This window comes from Pseudorhodoplanes sp. (assembly GCF_059499825.1).
Map to the genome: position 1 here is coordinate 421,093 of NZ_JCABZI010000010.1, position 17,975 is coordinate 439,067.

The window sequence follows — 17,975 nt, forward strand, 5'->3', positions numbered from 1 at the left end:
GGGAGGCCGCATCCATAGTAGAGACATTCACAAAACACAAACCAGTGACATGGGAGGACAAGGCGGGCGAGGGCGCTTGTTGCCCCCGCCGCGTTCATGGAGGGGAGCGCCAATGTATGTGACCACCACGGGGACACCGGTCGACGAGTTGCGCAACGGACCCGGTGTGTCGCATATCGATCCCGCAGACCCGGCCGCCCCCTATTACGATCTCCTGAACCGGCTGCGGCACCCGCTGACGCTACGCGAATTGATGATCCAACCGGTTCGCACCGGCTATATCGGCGGCCCCAAGCTCGATCCGGCGACGCTGCCGCCGAGTGCCGCAAGCCTTTATCCGCAGGTCGCCGTGACCGAACGGATGATCCCCTCGGCGATGGGCCCGGTGCGCTGCCAGGTCTATACGCCGCCCCTATCCGGCGCGCCGATGCCGATGTGCCTCTACATCCATGGCGGTGGCTTCACCGTCGGCAGTTCGGATGACACCGCCTACATCACCAGCCGGCTGGCGATGGAGAACGGGCTCGTGGTGCTCAGTGTCAATTACAGGCTGGCGCCTGAATGGCCGTTTCCCGCCGGCCTCGACGATTGCCTCGCCGCGCTCACCTGGATGCAGAGCGATGGCGCTGCGGTCAATGGCGATCCCTCTCGCATCGCGGTGGCCGGCGATTCCGCAGGCGGCAATCTCGCGGCTGCGCTGCCTCTGAAGGCGCGCGACGAAGGCGGTGTGGCGCCGCAGGCGGTCCTGCTGCTATGCCCGATCACCGACTTCGAATGCGAGCAATTCGAGTCCTTCGAACGGCTGGCGCCGCTCGGGATCGTCTATGACACGGCGTTTGTCGGCTATGTCCGCGGGGCCTATGTCGTGTCACGCCGTAACCGCGACCATCCGCATGTCAGCCCCGCACGCGGCGATCTGCAGGGCTATCCGCCGGCACTGATCGTGTCCGGCGATGCCGATCCGATGATCGACGACAACACCGCTTTCGCCGCCAACCTCGCAACGGCCGGGGTCGCGGTCGAGCATCTCATCCGTCCGCGCATGCCGCACGGCTTCTATTTCTTTCCGCATCTGCTGCCGGATGGAGAGATCGCGTTCGAGGCCGCGCGCGCGTTCCTGACGCGGCATTTCGGCGGCTAACGGGCTACCGCGACGCATCGCGGCCTGAAGCATCGTGGTTCTGCATCATAGCGCCGACATCGCGCGCCTGCGGATCGAACGAAGCGGACAGCGCGGCGGCGACTGCGGCGCGGTCGGCCTCGCTGCGGTTCTGGCTCAGTTTCAGCTTGCCTTCAAGCGCTTCGATGCTGAACCGGAGGCCGACGATGCCCTTGAGCTGGCGCTCCATGTAATCGGCCGGCGCGTCGCCGACATGCCAGGGCTCAGGGAAGCCGGCCTCGTGCCGGTCCGACAATTCGCCGACATGTGCATGAAGCGCGTCGCGTTCGTCGAACACCTCGATATGCCCGCGGGCGCAGATCGCGACATAGTTCCAGGTCGGCACCGCCTTGCCGTGCTCCGCCTTGGACGGATACCAGGACGGCGAAACATATGCGTCCGGTCCCATGAAGATGGCGAGCGCGGGTTTCGAGAAGTCGCTGTCGCGCCATTGTGGGTTGGCGCGCGCGACATGGCAGCGCAACTGTCCGAGCGGCCCGGCCGATGTGTCGAGCATGACCGGAACATGGCTGACGATGGGCCCATCTGCGCCGATCGTGGTGAGGCTGCAAAAGCCGATCCGCCGGATTTCGTCCTGCAGGATCGCGGGATCGGTCTCGCGGAAGGCCGGCGGGATGTAGAGCATCGCGTGGCCTGTTCAGTCCATCGTCACGCCCGGCAGGTCGACGCCGAGTCCGGCTGCGACCGCAAAAATCTGCTCGGTGCGGTAAGGTTTCTGGATGAATTCGCTGCGCGGCAGCAATTCCTGACGCTCGGCATTGCCGCTGGCATAAATCACCGGTGCATCCGGCTTCAGCGCCCGCACCTTGCTTGCGAGCGACCACCCGTCCATGCCCGGCAGTCGGATGTCGGTGAACAGCAGATCGAGCACGCCGATATCGTTCAGGCGCAGCAACGCTTCCTCGGCGCTGCCGGCATCGACCACCTGAAAGCCCGACATCTCGAACTCGAACGCGATCATCTCCCGGAGCAGGGCTTCATCCTCGACCACGAGGACAAGTGGGCGGCGGTCCGGACTCATGACATGGTTTGACTCAGGTGAGGGAGGGCTGTGGCGCCCGAGGGAGCAGAGCATACCTCCATTGAGGCAGAGGTGTAAGCCCGGTCACGTGAGAGCGAAGCCCCTGCCGCCGCGGGATTCGCTCGTTCCGGCTTCACGAATTCGTGCGGCCGGGGCGTCAGCTGGCCTCGGCCAGCAGCGACAATTGCCGCGGCGTGTGCGCCGCCGCACTCAAGTCGGTCAGCGGCGTCGGATATTCGCCGGTGAAGCAATGGTCGGTGAATTGCGGTCGCAGTGGATCGCGGCTCTCGTAGCCCATCGAGCGATAAATGCCTTCGACCGACAGGAAGGCGAGCGAATCCGCGCCGATGAACTGACGCATCTCTTCCAGCGTGTGGGTGGCAGCGAGCAGCTTGTCGCGGTCCGGCGTATCGATGCCGTAATAGTCCGGATGCGTGATCGGCGGCGAGGCGATGCGGAAATGCACTTCGATGGCGCCGGCATCGCGCATCATCTGAACGATCTTGGTCGAGGTGGTGCCGCGCACGATCGAATCGTCGACCAGCACGATGCGCTTGCCGGCCACGACCGCGCGGTTCGCATTGTGCTTCAGCCTCACGCCGAGCTGACGGATCTGCTGCGTCGGCTCGATGAAGGTACGGCCGACATAGTGATTGCGGATGATGCCGAGATCGAACGGGATGCCGGATTGCTGCGAATAGCCGAGTGCGGCCGGCACGCCGGAATCCGGGACCGGCACGATCACGTCGGCGTCGGTGGGCGCCTCGCGCGCCAGCTCGCCGCCCATGGTCTTGCGCACTTCATAGACGGACCGGCCACCGATGAAGGAGTCCGGCCGCGAGAAATAGATGTATTCGAAGATACAGGGGCGCGGCGCGGTCGGCGGGAACGGCTTGTGCGAATGCGCGCCCCTGTCGTCGAACACGATGACTTCGCCATTCTCGATGTCGCGGACATACTTGGCGCCGATGATGTCGAGCGCGACCGTCTCCGAGGTGAGGATCGGGCAGCCATCGAGCGTGCCCAGCACCAGCGGCCGGATGCCGAGTGGATCGCGGGCGCCGACCAACTTCTTGTTGGTGAGACCGACGAACGAATAGGCGCCTTCCAGCGCCCGCAGGCCGTCGATGAAACGGTCGACGAAGCGGGCCTTGCGCGAACGTGCCACCAGATGAAGGATCACCTCGGTGTCGGTGGTCGACTGCATGATCGCGCCCTCGTGGACGAGTTCGCGGCGCAGCGTCAGTCCGTTGGTCAGGTTGCCGTTATGGCCGATGGCGAGGCCAAACGGATCGAGTTCGGCGAAAAGCGGCTGCACGTTGCGCAGCAGCGTCTCACCGGTGGTCGAGTAGCGCACATGGCCCACGGCCGACATGCCCGGCAGGCGGTCGATCACGTCCCGCTTCGAGAAATGGTCTCCGACGAGCCCGAGCCGCCGCTCCGAATGGAACCGGTGGCCGTCGAAGGAAACGATACCCGCGGCTTCCTGGCCGCGATGCTGGAGCGCGTGCAGTCCCAGCGCGGTGATGGCAGCGGCGTCGGGATGGCCGAAAATTCCGAACACGCCGCATTCCTCGCGCAGGCGGTCGGCATTCATGTCTAGGGCCAGGGAACGGTCTGGGGCAGGGCCGGTATCCGTTGAGACTGTCATCGCGCGGTCCAAACCCTTCATCTCCCGCTAACGCGCGGGCGCGGCCCTCGTTTCGATCAACTGACGCATGTCCGTACGGTCGGTACGGGCATAGCCTTCCCCGGAATTCCTGGCCGGCCCGGGAACGGTCGAATCGGACTTCTGTCCGGGCGCCGCCGGTTCCTCGCCGCCTTCACCATCCTTGGGACGCTTCAGCCGCTTCAAGATGGTGCTTTCAGGGTCATCCGGCAACATCGACTTAAGCCAATCCCCGGTGCCAGCCAGCATGACCCGCGATTTTGCATCGGTTACCCATGTCGGTTGCGACTTCTGCGGAACCAGCCAGTCGAAAAACAGGTAGGCGACGACCACGATGACCAGTCCACGGCCGAGCCCGAACAGAAAACCCAGCGTCCGGTCGAGCGCACCGATTCGGCTGTCCAGGATCATGTCCGAAATCCGCACAGTGATGATCGACACGATCAGCAGGGTGCCCAGAAACAGGCCGCCGATGACGACGCCGGCGGCGACATACTGGTTGTTGAAATAGCTTTCCGCGAACGGCATCAGCCGCTTGTAGAAATACAGCGTCGCCCCGGCGGCCGCGATCCACGCCGCGATCGACAGGATTTCGCGCATGAAGCCGCGAATCATGGCGAGCAGCCCGGAGATCAGCATCACGGACAGTAAGATGATGTCGAGCAGCGTGATCGGCATGGTTTTGCAGGCTTCTGGTCCGGGGCGGACGGGCGCGCCTGTATAGCCGCCCGCCTGAGCCACGTCACCCGTCTTTCTGCCCCGATTCCGTCATGAACCACAGCGCGTTTTCGCGTCACTGATGAAATGGCGGTGTGTGATTTCGCTTACGCCCCGAGGGTTTCGCGGCCGGGTCGGTTCGGCCACAATGATCGCGGCTCGGGGCTCCGCCCCGGACCGGGTGGAGGATGCGATGACGGGCAGGCATTTGGCAGGCTGGATCGGGGTGTTGCCGGCATTGTCGCTTGCACTCACGGCCGCGCCGGCGGCGTCGCAAGGCGATGTCCGCGCACTCACCCAGGCTTACAACCGGTCGGGTCAGGACCTGTTTCGGGCGCTGGCGGCCACGCCGGGAAATGTCGTGATGTCTCCGCTGTCGATCGGTACGGCGATGGCCATGGTGCTCGCGGGGGCGCGCGGCGAGACCGAGGCGGAGATGCGCCAGGTGCTGCGCCATACGCTCGAGGGCCCGTCCATCGGCGACGCCAATGCGAAGGCGCTCGCAACCTTGCTGGCAACCGGCGCTCCATCCTGCCCGGACGGATTCAAGCTCGACGGGCGGCTGTGCCAGGCACCCGCGCCGAAGGACGAAGGCCAGCCATGTCCGCACGATGCCAGTCGCAACGGGGCACTTTGCGTCACGGATGCCAAAGACCCCAAGGCCACGCTGCGGATCGCCAATGCGCTGATGCTGGTCAATCCGTCAGCGACCGTCGCTGACGCTTTTCGCGAGGCGATCCGGACAAAATTCGCAGCCGAGACTTTTCCGGGCGCCGACCTCGCCACCGTCAATGACTGGGTGAAGGAGAAGACCGCGGGCAAGATCCCGACCATCCTCGACAAGCTCAGTCCGAACGATTCCCATGTGCTGCTGAACGCGGTCTATTTCAACGCGCCCTGGGCGCATGCTTTTGCGAAGACCGCGACGCGTGACCGGGACTTCCACCTGACCGCGACCGAAAAGGTCGATGTGCCGACCATGCTGCAGAGCGCCGCCTTCGCCATCGAAAAAGGCGACGGCTTCCAGGCGATAAGGTTGCCTTACGCGCAGGACGGCCTGTCGATGATCGTGCTGCGGCCGGACGAGATCGACGGGCTCGACAAGGTGATCGCGGGCTTCGATGCAGCAAAGCTCGACGCCCTGATGGAGGGGATGCGCGCGGCTCAGGCGCGGCCTGTCGTGCTGTCGCTGCCGAAGTTCAGGTTTGAATTTTCCGCCGAACTGATTCCGCCTTTCAAGGCGCTCGGCATGCGCAAGGTGTTCGACCCGGCGCACTCCGATCTGTCCGGCCTGACCGGGCTGCCGCGCGACAAGGCGCAATCGACCATCGACCAGATCGCGCATCGCGCTGTGATCGAGGTGGCGGAGGCGGGGACCGAAGCCGCGGCCGCGACGGCCGTCGTTGTCACCACCCGCACCATGGCGCCCACCCAGCAGCAGGAGCGGTTTACGGTCGACCGGCCGTTCATGTTCCTGATTGCCGACGACAAGACCGGCGCGGTCCTGTTCGTGGGGCGGGTCAGCGATCCGCGGAAGTAAGCGCCGTCATCCTGAGGCGCGAGCGAAGCGAGCCACGAAGGATGGACGGCCGACGCGGCGCTTCCTTTGTCGTCGCGTCCTGACCGTTGCCCTTCGAGGGCCGCCTATGCGCGGCCTCCACCATGGTGACGATTCAGAGACAGCGGCTCCGCTTCACGCCACCTCGATCTCCGTCAGATCCTCGCCGATCACGATCCTGCCGGAAAAGTCGCGCGCGACTTCCTCGGCGAGAAGCTGCAACGCGCTCTCGTCCTTGCGCGGCAGATGATGCGTGAGAACGAGCGTCTTCACGCCCGCAGCGGCAGCGACCTTTCCGACGCTGTCGCCCGCAGCCAGCGTGTATTGCGCCACGCGCCGGAAATGCTCGTTCTTGATTTCGGCCGTGGCCATGTAGCAGCACTGCACCAGCACGTCGGCGCCCTGCGCGATGCGCCGGAGGCCCGCACAATCGACCGTGTCTCCCGAAATCGCTATCACCTTGCCTCGGGCCTCGAAGCGGTAGCCGTAGCAGGTCCAGCGCCGCAGGAACGCTTCAGGGAATCCGAGTCCGTTGCCGTGCTCGACCAGATCGGCGCTGACGCGCCAGCGCCCGGTGTCGAGGACGAGCCCGGTGCTCACGTCCTCGGCGATCACCGGCTTCCAGCCGCCGAAGGTCGGCTCGCCCATCGAGCGCCATTGCCAGTCCTTGTCGAACACCTGCGTGAGCATGGCGTCGGAGATGCGCAGCGTATCCGGTGGACCATAAATGTGGAGCGGGCCTTTGCGGCCGTGCATCCAGGTCGCGAGCATCACGTCGTAAAGATCGCCGATGTGGTCGTAATGATGATGCGTGATGAAGACCGGACCCAGCGTGTCGAGCGGCACGCCGGCCTTCACCGCCTGGAGCACCACGCCGCGGCCGGCATCGAAGAGAATATTCTCCTCGCCGAGGCGGATCAGCGTCGTGGTTGCGTTACGCCTCGGATCGGGACGTGGACCACCGGTCCCGAGCAACACCACCTTGAACATGTGCGAACGCTATTGGTCGAGTGAGAAGCCGGTCGATTTGATGATCTCGCCCCAGAGCTTGTAATCGTTGGCGATGACTTTTGCGAATTCCTCGGGGGTATCGGTCACGACCTGAATGTCGAGATTGGTGATCTTCTCCCGGATCTGCGGATTTTTCAGCGCCGCCACGATCTGCGCGTTAAGCTTTGCGATCAGCGGCGCCGGCGTTTTGCCCGGCGCGAGGAAGCCGTACCAGAGTTCGGCATCTTCCATCGGGCCGAGATTGAGGTTCAGTTCCTTGAAGGTCGGCACGTCCGGCAGCGAGGGAGAACGCGCACTGCCGGTGACGGCGAGCAGGTTGATCTTGCCGCCCTTGAACAACTCCATGGTCGCGACGGTGGTGTTGAAGGTCGCCTGGATCTGTCCGGCCTGCAGGTCGATATTCACGGGTGCCGAGCCCTTGTAGGGGATATGCTGCATGTCGGTGCCAGTGGCGCGGTTGAACATCTCACCGAGGAAATGCGAGGGCGTACCGGCCGACAGCGAGCCGTAATTCACCTTGCCCGGATTGGCGCGCACCCAGGCGATGAAATCCTTCACCGATTTCGCCGGAACATCGTTGTTGGTCGCGAGTGCAAACTGGAAATTGCCGAGCCGGGTGATCGGCGCGAGATCCTTCATCGGATCGAAATTCAGCTTCTTGTAGACGAAGGGTGTGAACGCGGTGGTGACGATCGGTGCCGACAGGATGGTCTTGCCGTCGGGCTCCGCCTTGGCGACATATTCGGCGGCAATGCGCCCACCGCCGCCGGGGCGATTGTCGACAACGATGGGCATGCCGGTGTCGACGCGCACCTGTTCGGCGATAAGCCGCGTCAGCACATCAAGGCCTGAGCCAGCCGGAAAGCCAATCACGATTTTCAGTGGCTCCTGCGCTTGCGCAGCCGTGACGTGTGCGATCCCGAGCGACAGTGCGAGAGTCAGCGGGGCGAGAAGCCGGGCGCGGCGGAAGCGGATCATCGCTTGCTCCATGGTTGCAATTCGCAAATAACAATGAAAGGCGATGATCCGTAAGTAAAGCCGCAACGGGGTGCAGCCCCGGCGGACTGAGGCTAGTTTTACGTCAGGCCTCGCGCTTCAGGCGATTGCCGTTGCCGCGCGCGGCGATGTCGGCGACCAGCGACGCAAGGTTGCCGTGGGTGCTGAGCGCAAGCCCCGCATCGGCCGGGGCATCGGCGCGGCCGGGATCGGGCAGGAAGGCGCGTTGGAAGCCGAGCTTGGCGGCTTCCTTCATCCGCGCCGGGCCCTGCGCCACCGGACGCAACGCGCCAGACAGCGAGACTTCGCCGAAATAGACCGCATCGGCGGGCAGGGGAGCGCCCGCGAGCGACGATACCAGCGCCGCAGCTGCAGCGAGATCGGCGGCGGGTTCGTTGATGCGAAGTCCGCCGGCGACGTTGAGATAGACGTCGTGGGTGCCGAGTCGGACGCCGCAATGCGCTTCCAGCACCGCGATCACCATGGAGAGGCGGCTCGGATCCCAGCCGACCACTGCGCGGCGCGGGGTGCCGAGCGATGTCGGTGCGACCAGCGCCTGGATTTCGACCAACACCGGACGCGTCCCCTCGATGCCCGCGAACACCGCGGTGCCGGGCGAGCCGAGGTCGCGTTCTGAGAGAAATAACTCGGACGGGTTCTGCACTTCGCGAAGACCCAGACCCGTCATCTCGAACACGCCGATCTCATCGGTCGGGCCGAAACGATTCTTCACCGCGCGCAGGATGCGAAATTGGTGCGAGCCTTCGCCCTCGAACGACATCACCGCATCGACCATGTGCTCGACCACGCGGGGGCCGGCGATCTGGCCGTCCTTGGTGACGTGCCCGACCAGGATCACGCAGGCGCCCGAGCGCTTGGCAAAACGGATCAGCATCTGCGCGGAGGCGCGCACCTGCGTCACCGAGCCTGGCGCGGATTCGACGCTGTTGGTCCACATGGTCTGGATCGAGTCGATCACCACCAGGCGGGGCAATTCGCCCTGCGACAGCGTCGCGATGATGTCCTCGACCGACGTCTCCGAGGCGAGTTCGACCGCGGCATCGGACAGCGCCAGCCGCTCCGCGCGCAGCCGCACCTGCGCCACCGCCTCTTCGCCCGAAATATAGACCGAGCGGTGCTTGAGGCGCGCCATCGCGGCTGCGACCTGAACCAAAAGGGTGGATTTGCCGATGCCCGGATCGCCGCCAACGAGCAGGACCGAACCGCGCACGAGCCCGCCGCCAGTGACACGGTCAAACTCGCCAATGCCGGTCGCAAGCCGCGGTGCGTCATCGCTCGCGCCTGACAGCGGCTGCAGTTGGAAGGCGCGTCCGCGGCCGGACAGCCGTGCGCCGGCCTTGCCGACGGGAGCCTCGGCGGATTCCTCGGCGATGGTATTCCACTCGCCGCAGGACTCGCACTTGCCCTGCCAGCGCGAATAGGCCGCGCCGCAATTCTGGCAGATGAAGGAGAGGCCCTTGCGACTCATGAGGACTATCGGTGGCGGCAGGGCCCGCGCATGTCAACCGGACAGCCGGGACAGAACGATTTGACCGCGGCCGCGCAGTCCATCACAGGAAGCGGCCCACCACCGTAGCGCCGGTAATGTAAATAGGCTTCGAATTGCCATGACTGTCTCCGATCGGACGTCGCCCAGTCTCGTTTTCATTCTGGGCTCCCTGAGCGCGATTCCGCCTCTGGCAATCGACATGTATCTCCCGGCGCTGCCGGTCATCGCCCGCGGTCTCGGCTCCGACGAAGGTGCGATCCAGTTCAGCCTGATGGCGTTTTTTGCGGGACTGATGCTCGGACAGCTTTTCTACGGACCGCTGGCCGACAGGTACGGCCGCAAGCCGCTGCTTTACTTCGGCCTGACGGTATTCGTGGCTGCCTCTTTGGGGTGCAGCTTCGCTGCCAACGCGCGCGAGTTCACCATGCTGCGGTTCGTTCAGGGCCTGGGCGGGTCCGTCGGCATGGTCATGGCCTTCGCGATCGTCCGCGACCTCTACACCGGCTTGAAGGCGAGCCATCTGCTATCGCTCGTCGTCATGGTGCTCGGCGTCACCCCGATCGTCGCGCCGCTGTTCGGCAGCGCGATCATTGCGATTGCCTCCTGGCAGGTCATCTTCCTTGTGCAGGGCGCATTGGCCGCGATCCTGATGGTGTTCGTGTCGCGCCATCTGCCGGAAACCCGGTCTGTCGAATTGCGCCAGAATGCCCATCCGGCGTCCACGTTGCGAAACTACGCATCGCTCCTGGTCAACAGGCGCTATATCCCTTTCGTCCTCGTCGTCAGCATCGCGCAGGCCGGTTTCTTTGCTTATCTGTCGGCGTCCGCGCCGCTCTTTATCGAAACCTTCGGACTATCGCCCTTCGCATACAGTGTCGCCTTCGCGCTGAATGCTTTCGGCATGATGGCGGGTGCGCGCGCGAGTGCGTTCGCGGCGCGAAAGGTCCGCGCCGAGCATGTCGTTCGCATCGCGCTCGCGGTCTACCTCATGTCTGCGCTGCTGCTGCTTGGAATGAGCGTGGCAGGGATCGCATCGCTGATTCCGTCGGCAGCGGCCCTGTTCGTCATTATCACGATGCTTGGATTCCTCATGCCGCTCACCGGCATGCTGGCCATGGAATCGGTGGGTGCGATTGCGGGAACCGCCGCGGCGCTGATGGGCGCCTTTCAGTTCGGAGCCGGCGCCGTGTCGAGTGCGGCCATGGGCGCGCTCTCGGACGGTTCCACATTGCCGCTGGCGCTCTGCATTTTCGTGTGCGGGCTTGTTGCAACCTTGCTTTCGCTGCTGGCTTTCCCGAAACATCCAGCCTGAAAGGATGCCGGATAAGAACGCGGCACAGGTTCGCCGGCTCGAAACCAAGAAGCGGGACTATTCACCCGCCCTTGTAGACGCGCGCATAGCGCCGTCCGAGGCCGGTCAGCACCTCGTAGCCGATGGTGCCCAGCATCTCGCCGACAGCGTCGACGTCGCGCCTCTCGCCGATGACGCTTGCGAAATCGCCGCGCTTGACGCTACCGGCCGGCAGGTCCGTGACGTCGAGTGCGATCAGATCCATCGAGATGCGGCCGACGATCGGGCAGGGCTTCCCATTGACGAGCAAGCTACCGCCGGCCTTCTGGTCGCTGCCGCTTTGGCCGCGCGAGAAGCCGTCGGCATAGCCCATGGTTACGATCGCAATGCGCGAGGGCCTGCGCGCGGTCCAGGTCGCGTCATAGCCCACGGTCTCGCCGAAGCCGATATCGCGCAGCTTGACGATTCGGACCTTCAGGTCGACCACCGGCTTCATCGGATTGGATTTGCCGGGTGTCGGATTGACGCCGTACAGCGCCGCGCCTGGCCGCACCAGGTCGAGATGCGCGGAGCCGCCCAGGAAAATCCCGGACGAATTCGCGATCGAGGCCGGGATGCCGCGGAACAGCGCGCGCACATTGCGGAAGGCCAGCATCTGCTCGGCATTGCGCTGGCTCTCGACGAATTGCGCCGCCACGAAGTGGCTCATGATGAGCTTGATGCCGTGGTGTTCGGTGTTGATGCGCGGCGCGATCGCCGCGGCTTCCTCCACCGATATGCCAAGCCGGTTCATGCCGGTATCGACATGGAGCGCGAATCCGCCCTCCCACCGGGCATTGCCGGAGAAGGCATCCCACTCGGCAAGTTCCGCGGTCGAGCCGATGACGGGACGGAGATTATGGTCGGCGAAGACCTGCCCGGTGCCCTGCGGCAATCCGTTGAGAATGTAGATGGTTGCCCGCGGCGCGGCCTTGCGCAGCCGTTTGCCCTCGGCCAGATCGGCGACGAAAAAGGTGTGACAGCCTACGTCCACAAGCTGCTTCGCGACGGGCTCGAGGCCCAGCCCGTAGCCGTCGGCCTTCACCACCGCCGCACATTCAGCCGGCACCGCGGTCGATCGCAGCGTCTTGTAGTTTGCCGCGAGCGCCGACAGGTCGACGGTCAGGATGCCGCCGGCCTCATCGGCGGGCGGTCCCGCAGTGATGACCGGGTCGGACAGCTGGGACGCGGGCGTCGGTGACAGCATCGGGTCGTTCTGCCGCAAGTTGTGGAATCTGGCTGAGGTCAATAAGCCAGCACGCCCGCGAAAGCAAAATTATGGCAATCAGTCCCCGATACGATCGGGCAGCCGGTCCTCCGGCGCGAGATCGCTGAAGCGGGTGACGCTGCCGTCGAATTGCAGTTGTACGGTTCCGGTCGGGCCGTGGCGCTGCTTGCCGATGATCACCTCGGCCTTACCGTGCATCATCTGCATTTCGACCATCCACTTGGCGTGCTCTTCGGTGCCCGGCCGTGGCTCCTTGTTCTGCAGATAATATTCCTCGCGGTAGACGAACAGCACGACGTCGGCGTCCTGTTCGATCGAGCCGGATTCACGCAGGTCCGACAGTTGCGGCCGCTTGTCGTCGCGGCTTTCGACCTGTCGCGACAATTGCGAAAGCGCGATCACCGGCACGCTCAGCTCTTTGGCGAGGGCCTTCAGGCTGGTGGTGATCTCGGTGATTTCCTGGACACGATTTTCCTGTCCGCGCTTGCCCGAGCCCTGCAGCAGCTGGATGTAGTCGATCACCAGCAGGTCGAGGCCGCGCTGGCGCTTCAGCCGGCGTGCGCGAGCGACCAGTTGCGCGATCGACAGGCCGCCGGTCTCGTCGACGAAAAACTTCATGTTTTGCAATTCGAGCGAGACGTCGCGGATGACCTCGAAATCCTGCTCGCTGATGCCGCCGCGCCGGATCGTGCTGGACGGAATGCCGGTGCGCTCGGCGATGATACGGGTGGCGAGCTGTTCGGCCGACATTTCCAGCGAGAAGAAGCCGACGATGCCGCCATTGACGGTGGTGATATGGCCGTCCGGCCGCACCTCGCCCTGCCAGGCCTTGGCGACGTTATAGGCGATGTTGGTCGCGAGCGCGGTCTTGCCCATGCCGGGACGGCCGGCGACGATGATCAGGTCGGAATGCTGCAGGCCGCCCATCTTGGCGTCGAGGTCATTCATCCCGGTGGCGATGCCCGACAATTTCCCGTCACGCTGATAGGCCTTCGCGGCCATGTCGACGGCGGTGGTCAGCGCCTGTGAAAAGGCCTGGAAGCCACCCTCGTAGCGGCCGCTTTCGGCGACTTCGTAGAGCCGGCGTTCGGCCTCCTCGATCTGCTTGGCGGGCTCGAAGTCGACGGGCGCGTCATAGGCCTCGTTGACCATGTCCTCGCCGATCACGATCAGCGCGCGCCGCACCGACAGATCGTAGATCGTGCGTCCGTAATCCTGTGCGTTGATGACCGTGGTCGCTTCGGCGGCGAGGCGTGCGAGATACTGGCTGACGGTGAGCCCACCGATATCGACGTCACCCGGCAGGAACGTCTTCAGCGTAACCGGGCTTGCGACCTTTCCGGCGCGCACCAGTTGCGACGACAGGTCGTAGATTTTCTGATGGACCGGCTCGTAGAAGTGCCGCGCCTCCAGAAAGTCCGAGACGCGATAAAACGCTTCGTTGTTGACGAGGATCGCGCCCAGCAAAGCCTGCTCGGCCTCGAGATTGTGCGGGGCGGCGCGATAGAGCGGTGTCTGATCCGTGGCCAGTCGGCGCGCGGTCGAATCCAAAGGTGCCATCGGTCCAGCAAGGGTTTGTTATCAGTGAGTCTTTTTAGTCGGCCCAAATTTCGGCACGCATCGCAACGAACACACGCTTATGCACTGCTCTACTATACGCGGCACCTCCGAGATTGCAGCGAACCCCGACGGCATTGCTGTAGCACCGTGCTTGCGGCGCGTCTGCGGCAATTGCGGATGTCCCCATAACTCACCTGCGGCGGCGCGTCGGAGTCAAAATCTCTTGACGGGGCGGTCGGGACTGCGCAGCGGCATACCGTCATTCGCCGGCCATGCGCAGGGGCGGCAGACTCTTTCGCTCGCGCCCACGCAGGCGTTCTTCCTCGCGCTCGATATAGTTGCGGGTGATCGGAACTGCATCGATGCGTTTTCCGAGCTGGATCTGGAACACCGTCAACCCCTGATGGCGGAACGCCATCTCGGAGGCGGCCAGGTAGAATTCCCACATCCTGACGAAGCGGTCGTCGTAGAGCCGCCTGGCTTCCTCGGCGCGGGCCATGAACCGTTCCCGCCAGTGCCTGAGGGTCTCGGCGTAATGCAGGCGCAGAATTTCGATGTCGCTCACGATCAGCCCGGCTCGCTCGATCGCGGGCAGGACCTCCGACAAGGCCGGGATATAGCCGCCGGGAAATATATATTTGTCGATCCAGGGATTGGTGACGTTCGGGCCCTCCGACCGCCCGATCGAGTGCAGCACCATGATTCCGTCATCCGAGAGCAGCTTCGCGCACTGATTGAAGAAGGTACGATAATGTCCGATGCCGACATGCTCGAACATGCCGACCGAGACGATTCGGTCGAAGCGCTCGGACAGGTCGCGATAATCCTGTAAACGAAACTCAACCAGATCCGCCAGCCGCGCTTCGGCGGCGCGGCCCTGCGCGAGCTTGAGCTGCTCCTGCGACAAGGTCACGCCGGTGACCCTGGCGCCGCAATGTTCGGCGAGGTAGAGGCCAAGCCCACCCCAGCCGGACCCGATATCGAGCACCCGGTGGCCGTCCTCGATCAGGAGTTTCGCAGCGAGGTGCCGCTTCTTGGCGAGCTGCGCATCGTCGAGCGGCTGGTTGGGGGTCTCGAAATAGGCGCAGCTGTATTGCCGGTCGGCGTCGAGGAACAGCGAATAGAGCCGGCCGTCGAGGTCGTAGTGATGCGCGACATTCTGCCTCGCGCGCCGGCGATGGTTGAACTGCTTCAGCCGCCGGCGGCTGTAACGCAGGGCGGCCTGGGGCCGCACGAAATAGGGGGTGGCTGAGTGCGGCGTTTGCGACATCAGCAGCGAGAGCAGGTCGGCGATAGTGCCATCCTCCAGCACGAAACCGCCGTCCATATAGGCTTCGCCGAGCCGCAATTCCGGATCGAGAAAGATCTTGGTCAGCGTACGGGGGCTCTCGAACCGCAGCGCGATTAGCTTTCCCGTGCCATCGCCGAACTGTAACGATTTTCCGCCGCGGACAGACAGGCGCAGGTTGCCGGTGCGCAGGAACCGTGTCAGAGCAATTTGAAGCAACCGTTCCATCGGCCGCCTCCATCCATGTTGACGAAGCCGTCCTTTCGACCGGCTATATCCCCGGGAACCTTTCGATTAGACCAAAGTCTGGCCGCTCTCGCAATGCGGTGATAACTGTTCGCCGCGCAGGGCATCCGCTTCGAAAATGGGCCACATTCCCCTATTAAGCGCCCGGTATTCCCTGTTCGGGTTCAGTCTGTGCGTGGGTGGCATGGCTGGTGTACGGCCGGCGGCGGCGGGAGCATGATGTTGCGACAGAGGGGCTGGCTGATTGGATTTGCTGCGCTGCTGGTGGTGGCCATGGCGCCTGGCGCCGTCGCCCAGCAGCGCGGAGCGCCAGTGCGCCCTGCGGCTCAGGGACCGGCCCTGCCGCCGACTGGACACCAGAGCGAGCCCGTCGATCTGAACGAAGGCAAGTCGCCGGCCGAATTATTCAATGCCGGCTGCGCGGTCTGCCATCAAAGCGCTGTCGGACTGGCGAAGGGCATGCGGGAACGCGAACTCGCCAACTTCCTGCGGCAGCATTACACGTCCAGCATGCAGCACGCCGGCGCGCTCGCGAATTTTCTTGCTGCGCGGGGTGGTCCGGCTGCGGCGCCATCGCGGCCGGCCGCAGTGGAGCGGCCGCAGGCTCCTGTGGGCCGGCGTCCGCCGGATGAGGACCGCAAGCCGCAGGAAGCCGCGCGGCCTCCCGAGCGTGAACCTGCCAGCAAGCGCAAACCGCCGGCGGCCGCCGCCGCCCCCGCCCGTACGCAACCGTCGCCGGCCCCTGCGGCGGCTGCCGCTTCAGCGGAGCCGGCTGTCGAGGCCGCCGCCGATGCCGCCGCGGACGCCAGCGCCCCGGCCAGCCCTGCGCCGGTCGAGGAAAAGCCGGCCGCGCCCCAGATCCCGCTCTGAATATCCTTCATGCCCGGCGGAATGCCGGGCATGATTCGTTCGAACCGGCGACTCAGGCCTTCTGGCCGGCTTCCGTCTCCGCGCCCTCGTCGGCGCTTTCCTCTTCGGCGTCGAGCGCCTCCGGATCGAAAAAGGACTGTGCCGCAACCAATGCCTGTTCGCGCTCGACTTCGGCATCCTCGCGCCGCACCGTCACGTCCTCACCGCGCTTGATCCGCTCGGCTTCCTCGGGATTACGCGCGACGATGATCGTGACCTTGACCTCGACCTCCGGATGCAGCGAGATCTCGACCTTGTGCTGGCCGATCATCTTGATCGGGGCATTGAGCGCGACCTGACTGCGCGCAACCGAGAAGCCGCCCTCGGTGACGAGCTCGGCAACGTCGCGGGCCGAGACCGAGCCGTAAAGCTGACCGCCTTCGGAAGCCTGGCGGATCGCGGTGAAGGTCTGGCCGTCGAGCTTGTCGGCGATCTTCTGGGCCTCGCCGCGGTTAGCCAGATTCTGGGTCTCCAGCTCCTTGCGCATGCCTTCGAAGCGTTCCTTGTTGGCCTTGGTGGCGCGCAGGGCCTTGCCTTTGGGCAACAGGAAATTGCGGGCGAAGCCGTCCTTCACGCGCACCGTCTCGCCCATCTGGCCAAGCTTTGCGACGCGTTCGAGCAGGATCACTTCCATGTCAGTCACTCCTTCAAGGGTTTTTCGGTTGTTACTCAGATGACGGCCGGGGGCGTGCCGCCGGGGGCGGACTTCCGGAAATCGAAGATGGAATCGGCGACGCCGAAGACCGCGAGCAGCACGCTGGCGGGCCAGAAAACCATCAGGATCAGGTAGATTGCGGACAGGATGAAAACGCGGTCACCAAGCGATCGCGTGACATCGTGCAGGATCGCGAGGCCCAGCAGGGCGTAGGCGATGATGAGCGCGCCGGAGACGATGCCGCCGATCATGCCGATCGCACCCGGCATGAACCAGACAAGCAGTGCGATCGCAAAAGCGGTGGGGGTGTGTTTCGGGAAGCGCAAAGCGGGCAGGTCGGGCCATGGCCGTTTCAGGCGGCCGGACACCATCGCGACGCGGCCCGCGATGTAGAGGTTCAGCGCATAGGCCATGGTGATCATGGCCGCAGAGAGCGGCGGCACGAAGCTCATGATCAATTCGCCGGCACGCTTGACGTCGATCTTGGTGAAATCGGGCGCGGCGCTTCCGTATTCCTTCGCCATGCGATCGAGCGTGAGCTTGAGCGCGGCCTCGAATTGCTGCTCGTCGATGCGGACATTCCACATCACGATCGCAACGATCACCGAGGCGACAATTGTGCACCAGACGACGAGCCGGCCAGCCGGGTACCATTCGACGCTGCCGTCTTCGTTGCCGCGCGCGAGCAAGGCGAGGTAGCCGAGCCACCAGGCCGGAAGACCCGCGCCGACCAGATAGATCGGAATCCAGAGCGGTTCGCCGAAGGCCAAAGCCAGCGCTGCTGCGGCCATGGCCACGGCGACCAGCGCGGTCCAGTGCGACCAGCCGAGCGCCGCAATCATCACCGGCAGCGGCGCGAGCAGCACCAGCAGGAGCGACAGCGGCGAGCGCGAAGCCATGGTCGCCATCAGCAATGCTGACGCCGCACCCGCTCCAAGACCCATCAAGGCTGTCGGTACCATCACGAGCTGTCCCGCTTGTTCAGCGGTTAGAGGCAAGTCACTCGTCGTGAGTTCGGCTTGCCCCAACCATCGGCGCCCGGATCGCTCCGGCCGCCTCGTTCATCGCTTGGCGTCGTTCCTATTTGAGCGGGAACG

General features: G+C 64.6%; 16 protein-coding genes. 4 read left to right on the plus strand and 12 right to left on the minus strand.

Annotated features, from left to right (window positions below; translation table 11 throughout):
• The first annotated feature begins 112 nt into the window (after positions 1–112).
• Complete coding sequence (locus AC5I5I_RS15740; protein WP_495974668.1) at positions 113–1,141, plus strand: alpha/beta hydrolase; 1,029 nt, start codon at positions 113–115, stop codon at positions 1,139–1,141.
• A 4-nt stretch (positions 1,142–1,145) separates the two neighbouring features.
• Here AC5I5I_RS15740 and AC5I5I_RS15745 read toward each other — a convergent pair whose 3' ends face one another.
• The 4 genes from AC5I5I_RS15745 to AC5I5I_RS15760 all read right to left on the minus strand — a co-directional run bounded on the left by AC5I5I_RS15745 (position 1,146) and on the right by AC5I5I_RS15760 (position 4,548).
• Positions 1,146–1,805 (minus strand): FMN-binding negative transcriptional regulator, encoded by a 660-nt coding sequence (locus AC5I5I_RS15745; protein WP_495974670.1) that lies wholly within the window; start codon positions 1,803–1,805, stop codon positions 1,146–1,148.
• A gap of 12 nt (positions 1,806–1,817) precedes the next feature.
• Positions 1,818–2,201: a response regulator gene (locus tag AC5I5I_RS15750; RefSeq protein ID WP_495974672.1), complete on the minus strand. Its 384-nt coding sequence runs from the start codon at positions 2,199–2,201 to the stop codon at positions 1,818–1,820.
• 157 nt (positions 2,202–2,358) lie between these two features.
• Positions 2,359–3,852, minus strand: coding sequence for an amidophosphoribosyltransferase (gene purF / locus AC5I5I_RS15755; protein ID WP_495974674.1), 1,494 nt, complete (start codon positions 3,850–3,852; stop codon positions 2,359–2,361).
• Between the two features lie 27 nt (positions 3,853–3,879).
• Positions 3,880–4,548, minus strand: coding sequence for a CvpA family protein (locus tag AC5I5I_RS15760; RefSeq protein ID WP_495974676.1), 669 nt, complete (start codon positions 4,546–4,548; stop codon positions 3,880–3,882).
• Between the two features lie 232 nt (positions 4,549–4,780).
• Between AC5I5I_RS15760 and AC5I5I_RS15765 the strand changes: the two genes are divergently transcribed.
• Positions 4,781–6,127, plus strand: a complete 1,347-nt coding sequence (locus AC5I5I_RS15765) for a serpin family protein (protein ID WP_495974678.1) — start codon at positions 4,781–4,783, stop codon at positions 6,125–6,127.
• Between the two features lie 153 nt (positions 6,128–6,280).
• Here the strand turns inward: AC5I5I_RS15765 and AC5I5I_RS15770 are convergent, their stop codons facing one another.
• From AC5I5I_RS15770 to radA, 3 genes are all read right to left on the minus strand, one after another.
• Positions 6,281–7,135, minus strand: a complete 855-nt coding sequence (locus AC5I5I_RS15770) for an MBL fold metallo-hydrolase (protein ID WP_495974680.1) — start codon at positions 7,133–7,135, stop codon at positions 6,281–6,283.
• A 9-nt stretch (positions 7,136–7,144) separates the two neighbouring features.
• Positions 7,145–8,134, minus strand: coding sequence for a Bug family tripartite tricarboxylate transporter substrate binding protein (locus tag AC5I5I_RS15775; RefSeq protein WP_495974682.1), 990 nt, complete (start codon positions 8,132–8,134; stop codon positions 7,145–7,147).
• Positions 8,135–8,237: 103 nt separating this feature from the next.
• Positions 8,238–9,641 (minus strand): DNA repair protein RadA, encoded by a 1,404-nt coding sequence (gene radA, locus AC5I5I_RS15780; protein WP_495974684.1) that lies wholly within the window; start codon positions 9,639–9,641, stop codon positions 8,238–8,240.
• Between the two features lie 139 nt (positions 9,642–9,780).
• On the opposite strand from radA, the gene AC5I5I_RS15785 reads away from it, so the two are divergent.
• A complete protein-coding gene (locus AC5I5I_RS15785) occupies positions 9,781–10,974 on the plus strand; it encodes a multidrug effflux MFS transporter (RefSeq protein ID WP_495974686.1) in 1,194 nt (397 codons plus the stop codon).
• A gap of 61 nt (positions 10,975–11,035) precedes the next feature.
• Here AC5I5I_RS15785 and alr read toward each other — a convergent pair whose 3' ends face one another.
• The 3 genes from alr to AC5I5I_RS15800 form a co-directional block, all read right to left on the minus strand.
• On the minus strand, positions 11,036–12,199 hold the full coding sequence (alr, locus tag AC5I5I_RS15790; protein WP_495974688.1) for an alanine racemase: 1,164 nt from the start codon (positions 12,197–12,199) through the stop codon (positions 11,036–11,038).
• A 78-nt stretch (positions 12,200–12,277) separates the two neighbouring features.
• On the minus strand, positions 12,278–13,780 hold the full coding sequence (locus AC5I5I_RS15795) for a replicative DNA helicase (protein ID WP_495974690.1): 1,503 nt from the start codon (positions 13,778–13,780) through the stop codon (positions 12,278–12,280).
• Positions 13,781–14,039: 259 nt separating this feature from the next.
• Positions 14,040–15,296 (minus strand): cyclopropane fatty acid synthase, encoded by a 1,257-nt coding sequence (locus AC5I5I_RS15800; RefSeq protein ID WP_495974692.1) that lies wholly within the window; start codon positions 15,294–15,296, stop codon positions 14,040–14,042.
• 234 nt (positions 15,297–15,530) lie between these two features.
• Between AC5I5I_RS15800 and AC5I5I_RS15805 the strand changes: the two genes are divergently transcribed.
• Positions 15,531–16,184 carry a hypothetical protein gene (locus AC5I5I_RS15805; protein ID WP_495974694.1) on the plus strand — a complete coding sequence of 218 codons (654 nt, stop codon included), beginning with the start codon at positions 15,531–15,533 and terminating at the stop codon, positions 16,182–16,184.
• 52 nt (positions 16,185–16,236) lie between these two features.
• On the opposite strand, the gene rplI is transcribed toward AC5I5I_RS15805, so the two are convergent.
• Positions 16,237–16,857, minus strand: coding sequence for a 50S ribosomal protein L9 (rplI, locus tag AC5I5I_RS15810; RefSeq protein ID WP_495974696.1), 621 nt, complete (start codon positions 16,855–16,857; stop codon positions 16,237–16,239).
• A 35-nt stretch (positions 16,858–16,892) separates the two neighbouring features.
• Positions 16,893–17,840 (minus strand): DUF2232 domain-containing protein, encoded by a 948-nt coding sequence (locus AC5I5I_RS15815; RefSeq protein WP_495974795.1) that lies wholly within the window; start codon positions 17,838–17,840, stop codon positions 16,893–16,895.
• Positions 17,841–17,975: the final 135 nt, after the last annotated feature.

What these genes read in the sequence shown, in the direction of transcription:
- alr (WP_495974688.1), bottom strand. Translation starts at nt 12,199, where the DNA reads ATGCTGTCACCGACGCCCGCGTCCCAGCTGTCCGACCCGGTCATCACT.
- AC5I5I_RS15795 (WP_495974690.1), bottom strand. Translation starts at nt 13,780, where the DNA reads ATGGCACCTTTGGATTCGACCGCGCGCCGACTGGCCACGGATCAGACA.
- AC5I5I_RS15770 (WP_495974680.1), bottom strand. Translation starts at nt 7,135, where the DNA reads ATGTTCAAGGTGGTGTTGCTCGGGACCGGTGGTCCACGTCCCGATCCG.
- AC5I5I_RS15765 (WP_495974678.1), top strand. Translation starts at nt 4,781, where the DNA reads ATGACGGGCAGGCATTTGGCAGGCTGGATCGGGGTGTTGCCGGCATTG.
- AC5I5I_RS15785 (WP_495974686.1), top strand. Translation starts at nt 9,781, where the DNA reads ATGACTGTCTCCGATCGGACGTCGCCCAGTCTCGTTTTCATTCTGGGC.
- AC5I5I_RS15815 (WP_495974795.1), bottom strand. Translation starts at nt 17,840, where the DNA reads ATGGTACCGACAGCCTTGATGGGTCTTGGAGCGGGTGCGGCGTCAGCA.
- AC5I5I_RS15750 (WP_495974672.1), bottom strand. Translation starts at nt 2,201, where the DNA reads ATGAGTCCGGACCGCCGCCCACTTGTCCTCGTGGTCGAGGATGAAGCC.
- AC5I5I_RS15745 (WP_495974670.1), bottom strand. Translation starts at nt 1,805, where the DNA reads ATGCTCTACATCCCGCCGGCCTTCCGCGAGACCGATCCCGCGATCCTG.
- AC5I5I_RS15740 (WP_495974668.1), top strand. Translation starts at nt 113, where the DNA reads ATGTATGTGACCACCACGGGGACACCGGTCGACGAGTTGCGCAACGGA.
- AC5I5I_RS15775 (WP_495974682.1), bottom strand. Translation starts at nt 8,134, where the DNA reads ATGATCCGCTTCCGCCGCGCCCGGCTTCTCGCCCCGCTGACTCTCGCA.
- rplI (WP_495974696.1), bottom strand. Translation starts at nt 16,857, where the DNA reads ATGGAAGTGATCCTGCTCGAACGCGTCGCAAAGCTTGGCCAGATGGGC.
- purF (WP_495974674.1), bottom strand. Translation starts at nt 3,852, where the DNA reads ATGACAGTCTCAACGGATACCGGCCCTGCCCCAGACCGTTCCCTGGCC.
- radA (WP_495974684.1), bottom strand. Translation starts at nt 9,641, where the DNA reads ATGAGTCGCAAGGGCCTCTCCTTCATCTGCCAGAATTGCGGCGCGGCC.
- AC5I5I_RS15760 (WP_495974676.1), bottom strand. Translation starts at nt 4,548, where the DNA reads ATGCCGATCACGCTGCTCGACATCATCTTACTGTCCGTGATGCTGATC.
- AC5I5I_RS15800 (WP_495974692.1), bottom strand. Translation starts at nt 15,296, where the DNA reads ATGGAACGGTTGCTTCAAATTGCTCTGACACGGTTCCTGCGCACCGGC.
- AC5I5I_RS15805 (WP_495974694.1), top strand. Translation starts at nt 15,531, where the DNA reads ATGATGTTGCGACAGAGGGGCTGGCTGATTGGATTTGCTGCGCTGCTG.